The organism is Nocardioides lijunqiniae (assembly GCF_015024225.1).
GTDB classification, from domain to species: domain Bacteria; phylum Actinomycetota; class Actinomycetes; order Propionibacteriales; family Nocardioidaceae; genus Nocardioides; species Nocardioides lijunqiniae.
This window is the reverse complement of record NZ_JACJGM010000001.1, coordinates 210,199-229,659: the sequence shown is the minus strand read 5'-3', so window position 1 is coordinate 229,659 and position 19,461 is coordinate 210,199. Positions and strand designations below refer to the sequence as shown.

Below are 19,461 nucleotides of genomic sequence, written 5' to 3'. Positions count from 1 at the left end.
CGGCGTTTCTGGACCTTGGCGTACGAAACTTCGGCGGTCAGGGTCCAGTTTCGCCGGTCGACCGGCGAAACTCACCGGCTACGACGACCCCCGCACCGCCAACGTCGGCGTCAGCAGGATCCCCGGGCCGACCCGTGGCGGGTGGGCGAGGAGCCCCTCGAGCGCGTTGACGACCCGGATCGCGGCGTCCTCGAGCGGCTGGCGCACCGAGGTCAGCCCGGGCCGCACGACCTGCGCCACCTGCGAGTCGTCGAAGCCGACCACCGCGATGTCGGCGCCGGCGCGCAGGCCGCGGTCGGCCAGCGTGTGCAGCACGCCCATGGCCAGGGTGTCGGAGGCGCACACGAACGCCGAGGGGCGGGCCTCGTCGAGCAGGACCGCGCTGGCCTCGCGCCCGCTGTTGACGGTGTCCTCGACCCGCGAGGCCATCCCGGTCGTGGACAGGTCCCGCTCCTTGAGCGCGCGGCTCCACCCGGCGCGGCGGTCCTCGCCGATGAAGGAGTCCTTGCGCCAGCCGATCCACGCGATCCGCTCGTGCCCCTTGTCGAGCAGGTGCCGCGTGGCGAGCTCGGTGCCGGCGGCGCCGTCGACGTCGACCCACGGGTGGGTGGCGTCCGGGTCGTCCCAGGGACGGCCGAACGACACGAACGGCGCGCGGCGCTCGCGCAGCCAGGCCGCCTGCGGGTTGCCGAGGTAGGTGTCGGTGACGACGAAGGCGTCCACCGCGGTCGAGCGCAGCAGGTCGTCGTAGCCGCGCAGCGGGTCGTTGCCGTCGCCGTTGAAGAGGAGCACGTGGTAGCCGGCCTCACCGGTGGTCTCCACCAGCGAGTGCACGAAGCGGTCGATCGCGGCGTTCGCGGTGAACTCCTGCCCAGGGCTCAACCGCATCCCGACCAGGTGCGAGGAGCGGGTGCGCAGGTTGCGGGCCGCGCGGTTGGGCGAGTAGCCCAGCTCCTCGATCGCGTCCTGCACCCGTACCAGCGTGTCGGCGCGCAGCAGGTCAGGGTTGTTGACGGCGTTCGAGACGGTCTGGCGCGAGACACCGGCGAGCTCGGCGACGTCGGCGAGGGTCGGCGCAGCGGTGGGCACCCGCCCGGGGATCCGACTCATCTCGCCTCCCGAGGTCTTGATCGTTCCAAGCGGGAGCATAACGGCGTACGACGCCGCATCGGGCCATTCCTAGGGGTGGACGACGCGGGCCTGCGCGAGGCTGTCGGTGGCAGCGCCTAGCGTGACGGCCATGGCCAAGCCCCCTCGTTCCGCCTTCCGCTGCTCCGAGTGCGGATGGGAGACCACCAAGTGGGTCGGGCGCTGCGGCGAGTGCCAGGCGTGGGGCTCGGTGGCGGAGGCCGCCGCCGTGCGCACCGGGCGCACCGCGGCCAGCGCCGTGACCCAGGCGGCCGTACCCATCGGGTCGGTCTCCGTGGCCGAGTCGGCCTTCCGCGGCAGCGGGGTCGCCGAGCTCGACCGGGTCCTCGGCGGCGGGCTGGTGCCCGGCGCCGCGATCCTGCTCGCGGGCGAGCCCGGCGTCGGCAAGAGCACGCTGCTGCTCGAGGTCGCGGCCCAGACCGCCCGCCACCGCCGCCGCACCCTCTACGTCACGGGCGAGGAGTCCGCCTCGCAGGTGCGCATGCGCGCCGACCGCACCGGCGGGGTCTTCGACGAGCTCTACCTCGCCGCCGAGACCGACCTCGGCGCGATCCTCACCCACATCGAGACCGTGCGGCCCGAGCTGCTGGTCGTCGACTCCGTGCAGACCATCGGCGCCCCCGGGCTCGAGGGCGTCCCGGGCGGCGTCACCCAGGTCAAGGAGGTCGCCGCCGCGCTGATCCGCGTCGCCAAGACCCGCAACATCACCGTGGTGCTGGTCGGCCACGTCACCAAGGACGGCACCATCGCCGGTCCGCGCGTGCTCGAGCACCTCGTCGACGTGGTGCTCCACTTCGAGGGCGACCGCAACTCCCGGTTCCGGATGCTGCGCGCGGTCAAGAACCGCTTCGGCCCCGTCGACGAGGTCGGCTGCTTCGACCTCGGCGCCGAGGGCATCTCGGCGGTCACCGACCCCACCGGCCTGTTCATCGAGAACCACCACGGCCGGGTCCCCGGCACCTGCGTGGCGGTCACGATGGAGGGCCGGCGCCCGATGCTGGCCGAGGTGCAGGCCCTGGTCACGATCTCGGCGATGGAGCGCCCCCGCCGCACGACCTCGGGGCTCGACGGCTCGCGCATCGCCATGGTGCTGGCGGTCCTCCAGCAGCACTGCGGCATCCGGCTCCACCAGCACGACGTCTTCGCCTCCACCGTCGGCGGCGCCCGGCTGACCGAGCCGGCCAGCGACCTCGCGGTGGCGCTGGCGCTGGCCTCGGCCACCTTCGGCACCGCCCCGCCCGCCGGCGTGGTCGCCATGGGCGAGATCGGGCTCGCGGGCGAGCTGCGCCGGGTGCGCGACCTCCCCCAGCGCATCGCCGAGGCCGCCCGTCTCGGCTTCCGCATGGCGGTCGTCCCGACGGGCCCGGAGAGCCCCGGCGGCGTACGCCCGGTGTCGCAGGACCGCATGGTCGACGGCATGCGCGTGGTCGACGCCCCCGACGTCGGATCGGCCCTGCGACTGCTCGGACTCTCCCGTCCGGCAAACGGGAGGCTGCGCAGCGCCGACGACGGCTAAACTCCCAGCGCGGCCGGCTGCAGGTCCGCACACGACGGGTCTCGACCAGGCTCGACCACCGGGTCTCGACGAGGCTCGACCACCGAGGAGAACCGTGCCGACCGACAGAAGCGACGAGGTGCTGCGCCTGCGGGAGACGCTGGCCTCCATCGCCCCCGGGACCGCCATGCGCGACGGGCTCGAGCGCATCCTGCGCGGACGCACCGGCGCGCTCATCGTCATGGGCCACGACCGCACCGTCGACTCGATCGCCACCGGCGGCTTCACCCTCGACGTGCCCTTCACCGCCACCGGCCTGCGCGAGCTGGCCAAGATGGACGGCGCGATCATCGTCGACGGCGACCTGAGCCGCATCATGCGCGCCGCCGTGCACCTGATGCCCGACCACACCATCCCGTCGGAGGAGACCGGCACCCGTCACCGCACCGCCGACCGGGTGGCGCGCCAGACCGGCTTCCCGGTCATCTCGGTGTCGCAGTCGATGCAGATCATCGCCGCCTACGTCGGCGAGACCCGCCACGTCCTCGAGGGCTCGGGCCAGATCCTCTCGCGCGCCAACCAGGCCCTGGCGACCCTCGAGCGCTACAAGCTGCGCCTCGACGAGGTCTCCAGCACCCTGTCGGCCCTCGAGATCGAGGACCTGGTCACCGTGCGCGACGTCGCGGTCGTGGCCCAGCGCCTCGAGATGGTCACGCGCATCGCCCGCGAGATCGAGGACTACGTCCTCGAGCTCGGCACCGACGGCCGGCTGCTGTCCCTCCAGCTGGAGGAGCTCGTGACCGGCGTCGACACCGAGCGCGAGCTGGTGATCCGCGACTACGTCACCACCGGCCGGCGCAGCAAGAGCCCCGAGGAGCTGCTCAACAAGCTCGAGGCGCTCTCGGCCACCGAGCTCGTCGACCCCGCCGCCGCGGCCAAGGTGCTCGGCCTCGGCAGCAGCGAGCACCTCGACGGCGCGGTCGCCCCCCGCGGCTACCGGCTGCTCGCCAAGGTGCCTCGGCTGCCGTCGTCCGTGGTCGACCGCCTGGTCGAGCACTTCGGCACCCTGCAGAAGCTGCTCTCCGCCGGCATCGACGACCTGCAGGCCGTCGAGGGCGTGGGCGAGCTGCGTGCCCGCAGCGTCCGCGAGGGTCTCTCCCGCCTGGCCGAGTCGACGATCCTCGAGCGCTACGTCTAGCCGAGCGCTACCCGGACCGCCCGGGACGGCCGGGAGGCGTCTGCGCGCCGGACAGTTTCCCCAAGGGATGCAGGGAAGATGTCACTTCCCTCGCGCTGCAGCCCGTGGGAAGTGACGCTTCGGCTGCATCCCTTGGGGAAACTGCGCCCGCGCGCCAGCGTCAGCGCCAGCGCCGAGGTCAGCGGGGCGCGGGCCCGTTGGGCTCGACGGCGCCGCTGGGCAACGCGTCGTCGTCGGGCTTGTTGGGCTTGCCGCCGTTGCCGCCGCCGGCCGGGCGACCCGACGGGCGGTCGGTCGGGGCGAGGCTGAGCTGGCTGCTGGGGGTGGTCGGCGGCACCGCCTTGGTCATCTCGAACTGGACCTCGGTGGGCTCACCGCCCAGCGCCGCCGCGGCGACGAGGTAGAAGCCGGGGTCGGCCCAGGCGGCGAGCCGGCTGCAGTCCTCGTCGGAGCGCTGGCCCTTCCAGGTCACCGGGAGCACGGTGCCGGCGGCGCGGCGTACGACGACGTCGGTGACCGGGATCGCCTTGGGGCACTGGGCCGACGACCAGATCGGGTCCTTGCCGGAGCGGATGCGCAGGGTCAGGCTCGTGGGCGAGACGCGCCAGGTGCAGGCCTCGGCGGTGAGGGTGCGCAGGTCCAGGCTCAGGACGACGTCGCTGCCCTCGACCGCGTCGGTCACGCTCGGCGTGACGCGGATGTCGGAGTCCTCGCAGCGGCCCTCGGGCTCGGCGAGCACCGGCGCGGCGCTGGTCGTCGGCGCGGTGGGGGTCGGGCGGGGGGTGCGCCTCGGCGTGCTCGACGGGGTCCCGCTCGGTGCGGAGCTCGACTGCTCGGCCGCGGCCGGGGTGACCGCGCCGCCGTCGTCCGACGAGCCGTCGCTGCCGCCGCCGAGCAGGCGGGCGAACGCCAGGACCAGGACGGCCGCGACGCTGAGCACGACGAGGCGGCGACGCCAGTAGACCGATGCCGGGAGCGGACCACGGGTCAGGGGCGGAGGCATGGCAGAACGCTAGTCAGCCGACCGCCCTGCGGCGTGGTGCCACACCGCAGGAACAATGGCCGGTGTGGACCTCCACGAGCCCCTGCTGCGCTGGTACGACGAGCACGCCCGCGAGCTGCCCTGGCGCGGCCCCCAGGCCTCCGCCTGGTCGGTGATGGTCTCGGAGCTCATGCTCCAGCAGACCCCGGTCGCCCGGGTGCTGCCCGTGCACGCGCAGTGGCTCGAGCGGTGGCCGACCCCGGCGGACCTCGCGGCCGAGCCCACAGGGGAGGCCGTGCGCGCCTGGGGCCGCCTGGGCTACCCGCGGCGCGCGCTGCGCCTGCACGCGGCGGCGCAGGCGATCGTGGAGCACCACGGGGGCGTGGTGCCGGAGGGCTACGACGACCTGATCGCGCTGCCCGGCGTCGGCGACTACACCGCGGCGGCGATCGCGACCTTCGCCTACGGCCGCCGCCACGTCGTGCTGGACACCAACGTGCGCCGGGTCCTCGCCCGGACCGTCGGCGGCGTCGAGCTGCCCGGCGCGTCGGTGACCCGCGCCGAGCGCGCCACGGCCGCCGAGCTGCTGCCGCTCGACGAGCCGACGGCGGCCACCTGGTCGATCGCGCTGATGGAGCTCGGCGCGCTCGTCTGCACGGCCGCCAAGCCCCGCTGCGACGCCTGCCCCGTCGCCGACCGGTGTGCCTGGCGCGCGGCCGGCTACCCGGCGTACGACGGTCCCCCGCGCCGCGTCCAAACGTGGGCCGGCACCGACCGCCAGTGCCGCGGCCGGCTGCTGGCCGTGCTGCGCGACCACGACGGCGCGGTGCCGACCGCCCGGCTGGACGCGGCGTGGGCCGACGACGCCCAGCGCGTGCGCTGCCTGGCCGGCCTCGTGGAGGACCGCCTGGCGGTGCTGACCGACGCCGGCTACGCGCTGCCCTGACCGTCCACCGCCGCCCGCCCGCATCTCGGGCGCCGAGACGCAGGAAGCCCCACCGGCGGGACCGGTGGGGCTTCCTCGTCGTGCAGGGGTCGGACTACGCCTCGTTCTCGCGCGGCACGTCGACCGGGCCGTCGGAGTCGTCGGGTCCCTCGGTGAGGGCGCCCTCGGACAGACCGATCTCGGCGGCCTCGAACGGCGGCAGGTCGGGCAGCGCGCCGACCTTCTGGCCCTCGAAGGTGAAGGTCGCGGTCGCGCCCTGACCCTCGACGTCCACCAGGATGATCTGGCCCGGGCCGACCTCGCCGAAGAGCATCTTCTCGGCCAGGGTGTCCTCGATCTCGCGCTGGATCGTGCGTCGCAGCGGACGCGCACCCAGGACCGGGTCGAAGCCCCGCTCGGCCAGCAGGTCCTTGGCGGCCTGCGTCAGCTCGAGGCTCATGTCGCGGTCGCGGAGCCGGAGCTCGACGGCCGTGATCATGTTGTCGACCATCGCGACGATCTGCGGGCGCGACAGCGGCGGGAAGACGACGATCTCGTCGACGCGGTTGAGGAACTCGGGCCGGAAGTGCTGCTTGAGCTCGTCGGCGACCTTGCTCTTCATCCGCTCGTAGGAGCCGGCGGCGTCACCCGACTGCTGGAAGCCCAGGTTGACCGACTTGTTGATGTCGCGGGTTCCGAGGTTGGTCGTCATGATGATGACGGTGTTCTTGAAGTCCACGACCCGACCCTGCGAGTCGGTCAGGCGACCTTCCTCGAGGATCTGCAGCAGGCTGTTGAAGATGTCCGGGTGGGCCTTCTCGACCTCGTCGAAGAGCACGACGGAGAACGGCTTGCGGCGCACCTTCTCGGTGAGCTGGCCGCCCTCCTCGTAGCCGACGTAGCCCGGAGGCGAGCCGAAGAGCCGCGAGACGGTGTGCTTCTCGCTGAACTCCGACATGTCGAGCTGGATCAGCGCGTCCTCGTCGCCGAACAGGAACTCCGCCAGCGTCTTGGACAGCCACGTCTTACCGACACCGGACGGACCGGCGAAGATGAACGAGCCGCCGGGACGCTTGGGGTCCTTCAGGCCGGCACGGGTACGGCGGATGGCCCGGGACAGCGCCCGCACGGCCTCCTCCTGGCCGATGACGCGCTTGTGGAGCTCGTCCTCCATCTTGAGCAGCCGCGTGGACTCCTCCTCGGAGAGCTTGACGATCGGGATGCCGGTGGCGACCGCCAGCACCTCGGCGATCAGCTCCTCGTCGACCTCGGCCACCTCGTCCATGTCGCCGGCGCGCCACTGCTTCTCGCGGTCGGCCTTCTTCTGGATGAGCTGCTTCTCCTCGTCGCGCAGACGCGCGGCCGCCTCGAAGTCCTGGCCGTCGATCGCGGCCTCCTTGCGCTGGCGCACCTCGCCGATCTTGTCGTCGTACTCGCGCAGGTCGGCGGGCGCCGTCATCCGGCGGATCCGCAGCCGCGAGCCGGCCTCGTCGATCAGGTCGATCGCCTTGTCGGGCAGGAAGCGGTCGGAGATGTAGCGGTCGGCCAGCGTCGCCGCCGAGACCAGGGCCTCGTCGGTGATCGTGACCCGGTGGTGCGCCTCGTAGCGGTCGCGCAGGCCCTTGAGCATCTCGATCGTGTGGGCGATCGACGGCTCGGAGACCTGGATCGGCTGGAAGCGGCGCTCCAGGGCGGCGTCCTTCTCGAGGTACTTGCGGTACTCGTCGAGGGTGGTGGCGCCGATGGTCTGCAGCTCGCCGCGGGCCAGCATCGGCTTGAGGATGCTGGCGGCGTCGATCGCGCCCTCGGCAGCGCCGGCGCCGACGAGGGTGTGGATCTCGTCGATGAACAGCACGATGTCGCCGCGGGTGCGGATCTCCTTGAGGACCTTCTTCAGGCGCTCCTCGAAGTCACCGCGGTAGCGCGAGCCGGCCACGAGCGCGCCGAGGTCCAGCGTGTAGATCTGCTTGTCCTTGAGCGTCTCCGGGACGCTGCCACGGACGATGTCCTGCGCCAGGCCGGCCACGATCGTGGTCTTGCCGACGCCGGGCTCGCCGATGAGGACGGGGTTGTTCTTCGTGCGCCGCGACAGGATCTGCATGACGCGCTCGATCTCGGCCTCGCGACCGATGACCGGGTCCAGCTTGCCCTCGCGGGCGTCCTGGGTGAGGTTGCGGCCGAACTGGTCGAGGACCAGCGAGGACGACGGCGCGTCCGCACCGGCGCCCTGGGCGGCCGCGGCGGCGGTCGACTCCTTGCCCTGGAAGCCCGAGAGCAGCTGGATGACCTGCTGGCGGACCCGGTTGAGGTCGGCACCCAGCTTCTGCAGGACCTGGGCGGCGACGCCCTCGCCCTCGCGGATCAGGCCGAGCAGGATGTGCTCGGTGCCGATGTAGGAGTGGCCGAGCTGCAGCGCCTCGCGCAGGGACAGCTCGAGCACCTTCTTGGCGCGCGGGGTGAAGGGGATGTGGCCGCTCGGGGCCTGCTGGCCCTGACCGATGATCTCCTCGACCTGGGCGCGCACCGCCTCGAGGGAGATGTCGAGGCTCTCGAGCGCCTTCGCCGCGACGCCCTCGCCCTCGTGGATGAGGCCGAGCAGGATGTGCTCGGTCCCGATGTAGTTGTGGGAGAGCATGCGGGCCTCTTCTTGGGCCAGCACGACCACCCGACGGGCTCGGTCTGTAAACCGCTCGAACATGCGCATCGCTCCTGAAGATCAATGGGGCCGGTCCGTCCTGGGTCGGACGACCGGAACATAGAGAACTAACCCCACGGACAGCCTACGCGTTCCCGGTGAGCGCCCAACCGCGTCCGCCCAGAGCGAACACGGGCCCTCGGCGGCCGCCGCCGCAGCCGACCCCCGGGCTGTAACGCTGAGTTATCTGTTCTGGTGCTCCCCTGCAGAGGGGCACCAGAGGAGATAACTCCGCGTTACAGCGGTTCGGGACCGCCGAGACGACCGCTGGCCCGCCCGAGGGTGTCGGACGGGCCAGGGGTGAGGGTGGGTCAGCTGGCGGCGTCGAAGGCCGAGCGGACGTCGGCGGGGATGCGGCCGCGGTCGGGCACGGTGTAGCCGTTGGAGCGGGCCCAGTCGCGGACCTCGCGGGCGCTCGGACCGTTGGAGGCGGCCGAGCCGGACTTCTTGCCGGAGCGGCGGCCGCCGGCGCTGCCGGACTTGCGGGCGTGGCCGACGTAGGGGCTCAGCGCGTCGCGCAGGCCCGCGGCGTTCTTGTCGTTCAGGTCGATCTCGTACGACGTGCCGTCGAGGCCGAAGACCACCGTCTCGGTGGCGTCCGAGCCGTCGATGTCGTCGACGAGAACGATGTTGACCTTTTGCGCCATAACGGGTGACCTCATGTCGTTCGGGGGATATCGGGCACCCCATCCTGGCATTGTCGACGACCAAAAGGGAATTCGGCCCCGAGGGGGCTGATTAACACTCAGGTATTACGCCGGAACACCAATTCGAGCCCGATCAGCGTGAGCCAGGGCGAATGATCGGTAAAGCACCGGCATTCGTCGATCACCAGCGGAGCGAGATATCCGGTGGCGATGACGCGCACGTCGGCCGCCGTCAGGCCGAGCTCGGCCGTCATCCGGTCGACGATGCCCTCCACCTGGCTGGCCACGCCGAACACCATCCCGGACTGCAGCGCCTCCACGGTGTTCTTGGCGACGACCGTGCGCGGGCGCTGCAGCTCGACCATGCGCAGCTGCGCGCCACGGCGCCCCAACGCCTCGAGCGAGATCTCGATGCCCGGCGCGATGGCCCCGCCGATGTACTGGCCGGCGGCGCTGACGACGTCGAAAGTCGTGGCCGTGCCGCCGAAGTCGACCACGATCGCGGGCCCGCCATAAACCGTCGCGGCGGCCAGGGCATTGATTATCCGGTCGGAGCCGACTTCGCGGGGATTGTCCATCAGCACCGGCACGCCGGTGCGCACCCCGGGCTCCACCACGACATAGGCCACGTCGGCGAAGTGGCGCGGCAGCATGTCGCGCCACTCGTGCAGCACCGCCGGGACCGTGGAGCACACGACGATGCCGTCGACCGCGGCCAGTGCCTCCCCCAGCAGGCCGCGCAGCATGACGGCCCACTCGTCGGACGTACGGCGCTCGTCGGTGGAGACGCGCCACTCGGCGCTCACCTCGCCATCGGCCACCAGGCCGAGGACGGTGTGGGCGTTGCCGATGTCGGCGGCGAGCAGGGTCATCGGTCCTGCAGGTCCATCCCGATGTCGAAGACCTTCACCGAGTGCGTGAGCGCCCCGACCGAGATGAAGTCCACCCCGGTCAGCGCCACCTCGCGGGCCCGCTCCAGGGTCAGCCCGCCGGAGGCCTCCAGCGTCGCGCGGCCGTCGGTGACGCGCACGGCCTCGGCCATCGTCTCGGTCATCATGTTGTCGAGCAGGATCTCGGTGCAGCCCACCTCCAGCAGCTGGCGCAGCTGGTCGAGGTCGGTGACCTCCACCTCGACGCGCAGGCCCGGGTACGCCGCCCGCACGGCCTCGTAGGCCGGGACGACGCCGCCGGCGGCGACCACGTGGTTGTCCTTGACCATCGCGCGGTCCGAGAGGCTGACGCGGTGGTTGACGCCGCCGCCGCACCGCACGGCGTACTTCTGCAGCGCGCGGAAGCCCGGCAGCGTCTTGCGGGTGTCGAGCACCTGCGCGCGGGTGCCCTCCAGCGCCGCCACCCAGTGCGACGTCGCGGTGGCGACACCGGAGAGGTGGCTGGCGAAGTTGAGCGCCGTGCGCTCGGCGGTCAGCAGGCCGCGGGTCGGGCCGGCGACCCGCATCACGACGTCGCCGGGAGCGACGACCGCGCCGTCGGGGAGCCGGTCGGTGATCTCGACGTCCCTCATGACGTAGTGGAACACCAGGGCGGCCACCGTCAGGCCCGCGACGACGCCCGGCTCGCGCGCCGCGAAGTCGGCGACCCCGCGCGCGGTGTCGGGGATCGTCGCGGCGCTCGTGACGTCCTCGCCGCCCTCGCCCTCGGGCAGGTCCTCGTCGAGGGCCGCCGCGATGGCGGCGTGGAGGGCCGGGCCGTCGAGCCCCGCCAGGTCGAGCTCCTGGCGCAGCAGGTCGGGCATCTCGTCGTACGGCGTGCGGGCGATCATGCCGCTCCTCCATCGCTCGCGGGCTGGGGTCGGAAGGTCAGGACGGAGGTCCCGTCCGCCAGGACGGCGTCGAAGTGGCCCGCCCAGCGGCCGTCGTCGCGCTCGGGGAAGTCCTCGCGCCAGTGGGAGCCGCGGGTCTCCTCGCGGAGCATGGCCGCCGCGGCCAGGGCGGCGCTGATCGTGAGCAGGTTGGTGGTCTCCCAGGAGGCCAGGTCGACGGCGTCGGCCGGCGTGCCGGCGAGCTTGTCGAGCAGCGCGGTGGCGTCGGCGAGACCCGAGGCGGTGCGCAGCACGCCCACCTTGGAGGTCATCACCTCCTGCAGCTCGGTGCGTACGCCGCCGGGCACGAGCCCCTCGGGGCGCTGGTCGGCCACGGGGTCGGCCCACGGGCGGAGCTCGCCGGGCAGCACGGTGGCGATCCGGCGCGAGAAGACCAGGCCCTCCAGCAGCGAGTTGGAGGCGAGCCGGTTGGCGCCGTGCACGCCGGAGCACGCGACCTCGCCGGTGGCGTAGAGGCCCGGGACGCCGGAGCGCCCGTGCAGGTCGGTGCGCACCCCGCCCGAGGCGTAGTGGCACGCCGGCGCGACCGGGATCAGGTCGGTGACCGGGTCGACGCCGTGCGAACGGGCGGTGGCCAGGATCGTGGGAAAGCGCCGGGCCCAAAAGGCCTCGCCCAGGTGGCGGGCGTCGAGCCACATGTGCGGCTGCCCGGTCTCGAGCATCCGCTTCATGATGGCCTTGGCCACGACGTCGCGCGGGGCGAGGTCCTCCAGCGGGTGGACGCCCTTCATCAGCCGCTCGCCCTCGAAGTCGACGAGGAAGGCGCCCTCGCCACGGACGGCCTCGGAGATCAGGGGCTGCTGGCCGTGGGAGTCGGCGCCGAGGTACATCACGGTCGGGTGGAACTGCACGAACTCCAGGTCGCGCAGGGTCGCCCCCGCGCGCAGCGCGAGCGCCATGCCGTCGCCGGTGGAGACCGACGGGTTGGTGGTCTGGCTGAAGACCTGGCCCAGGCCGCCGCTGGCGAGCACGACCGCGCGGCAGTGGACCGCCCCGACGCCGTCGCGCTGGCCCTCGCCCATCACGTGCAGCGTCACCCCGGCCACGCCGCCGTCCTCGGCGAGCAGCAGGTCGACCGCGAGTGCGTGCTGGACGACCTCGATCTCGGGCGCGGCGGCGACGGCCTCGATGAGCGCCCGCTGGATCTCGGCGCCGGTGGCGTCGCCGCCGGCGTGGGCGATGCGGTCGCGGTGGTGGCCGCCCTCCCGGGTGAGCGAGATGAGGCCGTCGGCGTCGTGGTCGAAGTTGGTGCCGAGCGCGATCAGCTCGCGGACGGCCTCGGGTCCCTCGTTGACCAGGATCCGCACGGCCTCGGGGTCGCAGGCGCCGGCGCCCGCGACGAGCGTGTCGACCTCGTGCTCCTCGGGGGTGTCGCCCTCCCCCAGCGCGGCGGCGATCCCGCCCTGCGCCCACTGCGTGGAGCCGGCGGCCAGCACGTCCTTCGTGACGACGAGGACCTTGTCGACGTGGTCCTTGAGCCGGAGCGCGGCGGTGAGCCCGGCGATGCCGGAGCCGATGACGACGACGTCGGAGCGCGTGGTCCAGCCCGGGTCGGGCGCGGAGAGGCGCGCAGGCACCCGGCGTACGGGCGGGTCGAACAAGCGCTCCGAAGGCATCCGCCGAGGCTAGCGGGTGGCGGTGGCGTCGCCGCGGACGAGCCCGGGGTCGCCGAAGGTCTCGGCCGGGTCGAAGCCGGTGGCCAGGATCCTGTTGTCCGCGTCGACGAAGACCACGTGCGGCTCGAGCGCCTTCGCCTCCGCGGTGTCCATCTGCCCGTAGCCGATCAGGATCACGATGTCGCCGGGGTGGACCAGCCGCGCGGCGGCGCCGTTGATGCCGATCACGCCGCTGCCGCGCTCGCCGGCGATCGTGTAGGTCTCGATGCGGGCGCCGTTGGTGACGTCGACGATGTGGACCAGCTCGCCGGCCAGCAGGTCGGCGGCGTCGAGCAGGTCCTCGTCGACGGTCACCGAGCCGACGTAGTGGAGGTCCGCCTGGGTGACGGTGGCGCGGTGGATCTTGCTCTTCATCATGGTCCGCAGCATCAGCTGCCTCCTTCGGGCTGGCGGGTGCTGCCGGCGGTCCCGATGACCAGCGGCAGGTTGTCGATGAGGCGGGTGCCGCCCAGGCGCGCGGCGACCAGCATCCGGGCCTCGGTGCCGGGCGGGACGTCGTCGGGCAGCTCGCCGAGGTCGGGCGTGGTGAGCACCAGGTAGTCGAGGTCGACCGCCTTGGCCGAGCGCAGCTCGGCGCGCGCCGCGTCGAGCGCCGCCGCGGCGCCGTACGTCGCCTCCGCGCGCGCCGCCAGCAGCGCCCTGCTGAGCACCAGCGCCTCCTGGCGCTGCTCGGGGTCGAGGTAGCGGTTGCGGCTGGACAGCGCCAGCCCGTCGGGCTCGCGCTGCGTCTCGGCGCCCACCACCTCGACGCCCTGGCACAGGTCGGCGACCATGCGGCGCACGAGGGCGAGCTGCTGGTAGTCCTTCTGGCCGAACACCGCGACGTCGGGGCGCACCAGGCCGAAGAGCTTGGCGACGACGGTCAGGACCCCGCGAAAGTGCGTGGGCCGGACCCGGCCCTCGAGCGTCTCGGCGAGCGGGCCGGGGTCGACGGTCACCTGCGGGTCCCCGCCGGGGTAGACCTCCTCCACCGACGGCGCGAAGACCGCGTCGACCCCCTCGCGCGCGCAGACCTCGAGGTCGGCCTCGAGCGTGCGCGGGTAGCGGTCGAGGTCCTCGCCGGCGCCGAACTGCATCGGGTTGACGAAGACCGACACCACGACCGGCCCCTCGCCCACCTCCGCGCGCGCGACCCGCATCAGGCTGGCGTGGCCCTCGTGCAGCGCGCCCATCGTGGGCACGAGCCCCACCCGGGCGCCGCCGGCGCGCGCGGGCGCCAGGAGCGCGGCGAGCTCGGCGCGCGTGGACACGACGACAGGCACGGTCATCGAGGGCTCAGCGCACGTCGCGCAGGTAGACCGGGCGGGCCGCGGTCTCGGCGAGCGCCTCGTCGAGGAGCTGGTTGATCTTCAGCGCCCGGATCGGGAGCAGGCGCCCGTCGGTGACGGCGCGGCTCAGGGTCGCCCGGCCGAGCGCGACGTACGACGGCATCGTCTGCGGCGCCTTGAGCGCGATCTCCTGCAGGTGGGCCTCCACCGTGCCGGCGTCGCCGCGCACGATCGGGCCGGTCAGCGCCGCGTCGCCCTGCTCGAGCGCGTTGTCGAGGGCGGCGGTGAGCAGCGGGCGCAGCGTGGCCGCCGGATCGTCGCCGCCGGCCGCGGTGAGCATCTCCATGGCCTCGGTCACGAGCGTGACGAGGTGGTTGGCGCCGTGGGCGAGCGCCGCGTGGTAGAGCGTGCGGCTCTCCTCGGGCACCCACATCGGGCGGCCGCCGAGCTCGGCGACCAGCGACTCGGCGAAGGGCCGCTCGCCCGCACCGGCCGTCAGGCCGAAGACGCAGCCGTCCAGCCGGTCGAGGTCGAGCGCGGTGCCGGTGAAGGTCATCGCCGGGTGCATCGCCACGACGCGGGCGCCCACGGCGGCCGCCGGGGCGAGGACCGCGAGGCCGTGACGGCCCGAGGTGTGGACGACGTACTGGCCCTCGCGGATCGCCCCGCTGGCGCTCAGCACGGACACGACGTTGGGCAGCATGTCGTCGGGCACGGTCAGCAGCAGGACGTCGGCCGCGCGCGCGACCGCGCTGGGCTTGTCGGTGCGCACGCCCGGGAGGAGCGAGGCGATGCGCTGGGTGGAGGCGTCGGACTCGCCGGCGACGGAGACGACCTCGTGCCCCGCGGAGCGGAGGCGGGCGGCGAGCACGGCGCCGACGCGGCCGGCGCCGACGACACCGATGCTCGGCGGCGCGGGGTGCGCGGCGGGGTCCTGCGGGCGCCCTGAGGGGACCGTCATCTGCTGCTCCACATCTGTCGTTCCAATCCCTCCGACCACTCCGTCAGCGACGGAGCCGGGTGGGGTACCGGACGGTTGTGCCGATGCCTGCTCCTCCGAGGCTACGTCGGGGGCGGGTCGCTGGGAACACCGGCGCCTGTGACGTGGACGACAGGCCTACGGGAGCTCGTCGAGGATCGCCCGCAGGTACGGGCCCTCGCGCTCGTGGTCGAAGGTGTAGCTGACCTGCACCTTCTTGCCCGGCACCAGCGAGAACGCCCCGTCGAGCCGGTGCCCGTGGACCGCGGCCATGAGGTACTCGTTGCGCATCGTGTACGACGCCGCGCCGACCATGATGACGTGGGTCGGCTCGGTCACGAAGGCCATCTGGAACAGCCCGCTGCCGGCGTAGCCCGCGATCACCTCGGCCGCGCGGAACAGCCGCACCTGCTCCCCCACGGTGTAGTCCTCGGGGTAGACGGGCTGGAAGCCGTACTCGGCGAAGATCGCCTCCACCTCCGCGCCGTTGGTGCAGGACCGCTTGTCGGTGCGCCGGGACACGAAGAAGCGGCGCGGGAAGTCCCGGTCCTCGGCGCTCTCCGCGAGGCGGTCGCCCACCTCGCGCCAGGTCTGCGCGATCTGGGGGTGGACGTACTCGGGGTGGCTGAACATCGGCGTCCCCGAGATCAGCCGCTCCACCCGCACCGGTCCGTCGACGACGACGATGCGGTCGCGCGGGATCCCGCAGGCCTCGTAGAGCTCCAGCTCGTACTCGAGCGGCCGCGGGCGCTTCTTGGTGGCGCCGAGCAGCACCCGCGCCTCCGGGTCGATCTCGAGGGCCAGGGGCCAGCTCCAGACCCGGGAGATGCTCTCGGTGAGGAGGTGGCCGAAGTGTCCGCGGAACTCGTTGTCCAGGTGCAGGTAGGTGCCCTCCAGCAGCGGCGGCTCCTCCTGCAGTGGCGCCCGGCGCCGCGCGAACAGCGGCCCGTGGTCGACCAGCTGGGTGTGCTCCAGCACCGGCCACTGGTTGTGGCGGAAGGTCTCGGGCAGCAGCAGCCGGTCCCAGACGATCATCTGCCGCGGGAAGACCACCACGTCGCGGTAGTCGCGCAGGCTGATCGTCGCCTCGGTGATCGGCCGGTGCATCGGCGGGTCACGAGGGTCCGGGCCCTCGCGCCCGGGCGGCGCCGGCGGGGGCGGCTCGGCGGGGATCGTGCGCAGGAGCCGGTGCGGGGCCGGGGTCAGCTCGAGGAGGGCGTTCAGCTCCTCCTCGCGGAGCTTGACGTAGACGTCGGGCAGGTCGTGGCTGAGCAGCAGGTCGGCACCCGCCACCCTCCGGGTGACGTGCTTGTCGAGCGAGAGCCGGAAGTCCGCGAGGCGCAGCTTGTCCTTGCGCGGTCCTCGAGGCACGGGGCCCGCCGGGTCCAGCAGCTGGCCCAGCGGTCCCGGTCGGTCGGCCAGCTCGTCGGCGCCGCCCGGCACGACGTAGGTGCCCTCGGGCCGGAGGTGGAAGAACGTCGCCTCGAACCTCGCCCGGCGCCCCTCGGGGACGTCGCGGTCGAGGATCACGTCGTAGGGGCCGCCCGCGGCCATCGCGACGTGCCGCTCGCTGCTCTCGCTGACGACCTCCGTCACGCTCGCTCGAGGTGAGGCGGCGCGCACCGCCGCGACCAGGCGGGGGTCGGCCGGGCCGAGCACCGCGATCGTCGCGTCGTCGCGCCCGCGAGCGCCGGCGACGAGCGAGGCCAGCTCGGCGTGGCGCCGGCGGGGGAAGCGGGTCCGCAGGTCCGCGCGAGCGCGTCGGGCCCTCGCCACGGCGCGGTCGAGCCCTCGCACCCGCTCGGCCCGTCGCACCAGGCCGGCCACCGGACGCGCGCTCATGCGCGCCGCCGCACGCGGCCACGGACCCGGCGGGCCACCTCGCGGACCAGGTCCTTGCCGGCGACCCCGTCGAGCGTGGGGGCAGGGGCGGACGCGTCGTGCTCGAGGCCGGAGGCGAAGAGGATCTCGGCGATCCGGCCGGCCGAGGCCACGCTGAGCGTCTCCGGCGGGGTGGTGTCGTCGGGATAGTCGTCGGGGTCGACCAGCAGGTTGCCGAGATCGCCGATCACCCGGGCGTCGGACGCCTCGACGGCGGCGATCCACCCCTCGACGTACTCGTTGGCGCGGGCGGCCGCCCAGCGCGGGGTGCGGATCGGGTACGGCGTCAGGCCGGTCAGCTCGCGCAGCGCCAGCTGGCCGGGGCCGCCGACGGTGAACATCCAGGTGGCGTGGTCGCCGCCGCCCTCGGTGTAGGCGAGGTTGAAGTGGCGCACCATCTCCGCCTCGGGGTAGGGCAGCGAGGCGTTGTCGAGGTCCTGCAGCCGCAAGGTGTCCTCCGGGACGCCCATCAGGCCCTCGAAGACGTGCAGGTTGAAGAGCCGGTCGGCGGGGTCGCCCACGACGAAGGTGATCCGGTCCTCGCCGAACACCGGGCCCCACTGCTCGATCACCCGGCGCAGGCTGAGCCGGTGCAGCTCGGGCATCACGGTGGTCCACGTCCCGTGGGTGGTCCCGTCGACCGAGACGGCGTCGAAGTGGCGGTTCAGCCAGGTGTCGAGCGGCTCCGTGCCGCGTCGGCGCAGCACCTCCTGCCACTGCGAGGCGAGGAGCGGCGCGAGGGGTCGCACGGTGAGCACGACGTGCACCTCGTGACCCTCGCGGCGCAGCTGCTCGGCGAGGTAGCGGATCCGCTCCGGGCTCGCCTGGGTCAGGGTCTCGCTCGACCAGATGGTGCAGCGCTCGGTCGAGCTGCGGAACCGCTCGGAGAGCTGGCTCCAGCGGGTGGCGAACGGCTCGGTGTCCCAGTAGTAGGGCAGGGTGCCGGCGGCGGTCAGCGCCACCCGCATGTCGTGCCGGCCGCGGGAGACGTTGCGGACGCCCAGCTCGAGCAGCTGCGGACGCGCCTCGTGCAGCGCGGCCTGCAGGGCGGTCGTGCCCGTCTTCGGCATGCCGACGTGGAGCAGACCCGCTCCGTCCGGCAGTGCTGTCGCCGTGCCCGATTGGCGCATTCGACCCGTCAACTCCTCGATCACTGTCCACCCGACGACGTTCTCGGGGCGCCCCGACCCTATCCCGGTGCCCGCGGCCGATCCGACCGCAACCCGGGCGCCGTTGTAGTCTCGACGCGCCTCATCCCCTGGCCGAACACCGAAGGGCACCAGTGATCCGCTCGTGAAGAACGTGGCCGTGCTGCTGGCGGGCGGGGTCGGCGTCCGCGTCGGGCTCGACGTCCCCAAGCAGCTGATCAAGATCGCCGGGCGACCGATCATGGAGCACACGCTCGCGATCCTGGACGCGCACGAGGACGTCGACGAGGTGCTGGTCCTGATGACCCCGGGCCACCTCGACGCCGTCCACGCGATGGTGCGCTCGGGCGGCTACGAGAAGGTCACCGCCGTCCTGGAGGGGGCCGAGACCCGCAACGAGACGACGCGCCGCGCGCTGGACGCGCTGGGCGAGGACGACTGCCGCGTCCTGCTGCACGACGCCGTGCGGCCTCTGCTGAGCCCGCGCATCATCAGCGACTGCTTCGAGGCGCTCGAGCGCTACGACGCCGTCGACGTCGCGATCCCGTCGGCCGACACGATCATCGAGGTCGGTCCCGACGACACGATCAAGGACATCCCGCCACGCGCGGCGCTGCGGCGCGGGCAGACCCCGCAGGCCTTCCGGGCGTCGGTGCTCAAGGACGCCTACGCGCGGGCCGCGCTGGACCCGAACTTCGAGGCGACCGACGACTGCACGGTGGTCCTGCGCTACCGGCCCGACGTCCCCATCTCGGTGGTGCCCGGCGACGAGCGCAACATGAAGGTCACCGAGCCGATCGACCTCTACCTCGCCGACAAGCTCTTCCAGCTCACGCAGTCCGATCTGCCCCCGACCCGCGAGCCGGAGGCCTACCGCGAGGCGCTCGCCGGGAAGGTGATGGTCGTGTTCGGCGGCAGCTACGGCATCGGCGCCGACCTGGCCACCCTGGCCCGCGAGCTGGGCGCGCAGGTCGTGACGTTCAGCCGCTCCTCGACCGGCACCCACGTGGAGCGCCGCGAGGACGTGGCGAAGGCGGCGCGCGAGGTCGTGGCGGAGCACGGGCGGGTCGACTTCGTGGTCAACACCGCCGGGGTCCTGCCGCGCGGCAGCCTGATGGAGACCAGCGACGAGACGATCTGGGCCGCGACCGAGATCAACTACATCGCTCCGATCCTCATCGCCCAGGAGTTCTTCCCGCTGCTGCGCGAGACGCGCGGCAGCCTGCTGCTGTTCACGTCCAGCTCCTACACGCGCGGGCGCAGCGGCTACAGCCTCTACTCCTCCGCGAAGGCCGCCACGGTCAACCTGACCCAGGCCCTCGCCGACGAGTGGGCCGCCGACCACGTCCGGGTCAACTGCGTCAACCCCGAGCGCACCGGCACCCCGATGCGCACCAAGGCGTTCGGCGAGGAGCCGGCCGGCAGCCTGCTGGAGTCCTCCGTGGTCGCCCGTGCCTCGCTGGACACGCTGCTCGCCAGCGGCACCGGCCACGTCATCGACCTGCGCCGCGAGGACCCGATCGCGGTCGCCCTGCACCAGACGGCGTACGACGACGACGCCGAGGAGTAGTCCCCGGA

General features: G+C 73.1%; 16 protein-coding genes. 4 read left to right on the top strand and 12 right to left on the bottom strand.

What is annotated here, in order from left to right; genetic code table 11:
* Positions 1-78: 78 nt before the first annotated feature.
* A complete protein-coding gene (locus IRQ30_RS01060; RefSeq protein ID WP_193611213.1) occupies positions 79-1,110 on the bottom strand; it encodes a LacI family DNA-binding transcriptional regulator in 1,032 nt (343 codons plus the stop codon).
* Positions 1,111-1,240: 130 nt separating this feature from the next.
* On the opposite strand from IRQ30_RS01060, the gene radA reads away from it, so the two are divergent.
* A complete protein-coding gene (radA, locus tag IRQ30_RS01055; protein ID WP_193611212.1) occupies positions 1,241-2,665 on the top strand; it encodes a DNA repair protein RadA in 1,425 nt (474 codons plus the stop codon).
* Positions 2,666-2,759: 94 nt separating this feature from the next.
* A complete protein-coding gene (disA, locus tag IRQ30_RS01050) occupies positions 2,760-3,842 on the top strand; it encodes a DNA integrity scanning diadenylate cyclase DisA (protein ID WP_134741182.1) in 1,083 nt (360 codons plus the stop codon).
* A 178-nt stretch (positions 3,843-4,020) separates the two neighbouring features.
* On the opposite strand, the gene IRQ30_RS01045 is transcribed toward disA, so the two are convergent.
* The gene (locus IRQ30_RS01045) at positions 4,021-4,845 is read right to left on the bottom strand and encodes a hypothetical protein (protein WP_193611211.1); all 825 of its coding nucleotides are present in this window, start codon (positions 4,843-4,845) and stop codon (positions 4,021-4,023) included.
* 64 nt (positions 4,846-4,909) lie between these two features.
* On the opposite strand from IRQ30_RS01045, the gene IRQ30_RS01040 reads away from it, so the two are divergent.
* Complete coding sequence (locus IRQ30_RS01040) at positions 4,910-5,770, top strand: HhH-GPD family protein (protein WP_420827591.1); 861 nt, start codon at positions 4,910-4,912, stop codon at positions 5,768-5,770.
* Between the two features lie 94 nt (positions 5,771-5,864).
* Here the strand turns inward: IRQ30_RS01040 and IRQ30_RS01035 are convergent, their stop codons facing one another.
* From IRQ30_RS01035 to IRQ30_RS00990, 10 genes are all read right to left on the bottom strand, one after another.
* Positions 5,865-8,447 carry an ATP-dependent Clp protease ATP-binding subunit gene (locus tag IRQ30_RS01035; protein ID WP_193611209.1) on the bottom strand — a complete coding sequence of 861 codons (2,583 nt, stop codon included), beginning with the start codon at positions 8,445-8,447 and terminating at the stop codon, positions 5,865-5,867.
* 308 nt (positions 8,448-8,755) lie between these two features.
* Positions 8,756-9,106: a histone-like nucleoid-structuring protein Lsr2 gene (locus IRQ30_RS01030; RefSeq protein ID WP_476703676.1), complete on the bottom strand. Its 351-nt coding sequence runs from the start codon at positions 9,104-9,106 to the stop codon at positions 8,756-8,758.
* An 83-nt stretch (positions 9,107-9,189) separates the two neighbouring features.
* Entirely contained in the window at positions 9,190-9,963 is a 774-nt protein-coding gene (locus IRQ30_RS01025; RefSeq protein WP_193611208.1) for a type III pantothenate kinase, read from the bottom strand.
* Positions 9,960-10,871, bottom strand: a complete 912-nt coding sequence (nadC, locus tag IRQ30_RS01020) for a carboxylating nicotinate-nucleotide diphosphorylase (RefSeq protein ID WP_227466759.1) — start codon at positions 10,869-10,871, stop codon at positions 9,960-9,962. Before nadC ends, IRQ30_RS01025 begins: the two co-directional genes overlap by 4 nt.
* Positions 10,868-12,547 (bottom strand): L-aspartate oxidase, encoded by a 1,680-nt coding sequence (locus IRQ30_RS01015; RefSeq protein ID WP_193611207.1) that lies wholly within the window; start codon positions 12,545-12,547, stop codon positions 10,868-10,870. Before IRQ30_RS01015 ends, nadC begins: the two co-directional genes overlap by 4 nt.
* A gap of 9 nt (positions 12,548-12,556) precedes the next feature.
* Positions 12,557-12,976: an aspartate 1-decarboxylase gene (gene panD, locus IRQ30_RS01010; protein WP_193606669.1), complete on the bottom strand. Its 420-nt coding sequence runs from the start codon at positions 12,974-12,976 to the stop codon at positions 12,557-12,559.
* Entirely contained in the window at positions 12,976-13,875 is a 900-nt protein-coding gene (gene panC / locus IRQ30_RS01005) for a pantoate--beta-alanine ligase (protein ID WP_193611206.1), read from the bottom strand. Before panC ends, panD begins: the two co-directional genes overlap by 1 nt.
* Positions 13,876-13,882: 7 nt before the next feature.
* Complete coding sequence (locus IRQ30_RS01000; RefSeq protein ID WP_193606671.1) at positions 13,883-14,836, bottom strand: Rossmann-like and DUF2520 domain-containing protein; 954 nt, start codon at positions 14,834-14,836, stop codon at positions 13,883-13,885.
* A gap of 156 nt (positions 14,837-14,992) precedes the next feature.
* Positions 14,993-16,696, bottom strand: a complete 1,704-nt coding sequence (locus IRQ30_RS00995; protein ID WP_193611205.1) for a glycosyltransferase family 61 protein — start codon at positions 16,694-16,696, stop codon at positions 14,993-14,995.
* A complete protein-coding gene (locus IRQ30_RS00990) occupies positions 16,693-17,805 on the bottom strand; it encodes a hypothetical protein (protein ID WP_193611204.1) in 1,113 nt (370 codons plus the stop codon). The genes IRQ30_RS00995 and IRQ30_RS00990 overlap by 4 nt, the downstream gene beginning before the upstream one ends.
* Positions 17,806-18,028: 223 nt before the next feature.
* Between IRQ30_RS00990 and IRQ30_RS00985 the strand changes: the two genes are divergently transcribed.
* Positions 18,029-19,453, top strand: a complete 1,425-nt coding sequence (locus IRQ30_RS00985; protein WP_338087667.1) for an SDR family NAD(P)-dependent oxidoreductase — start codon at positions 18,029-18,031, stop codon at positions 19,451-19,453.
* The last annotated feature ends 8 nt before the right edge of the window (positions 19,454-19,461 follow it).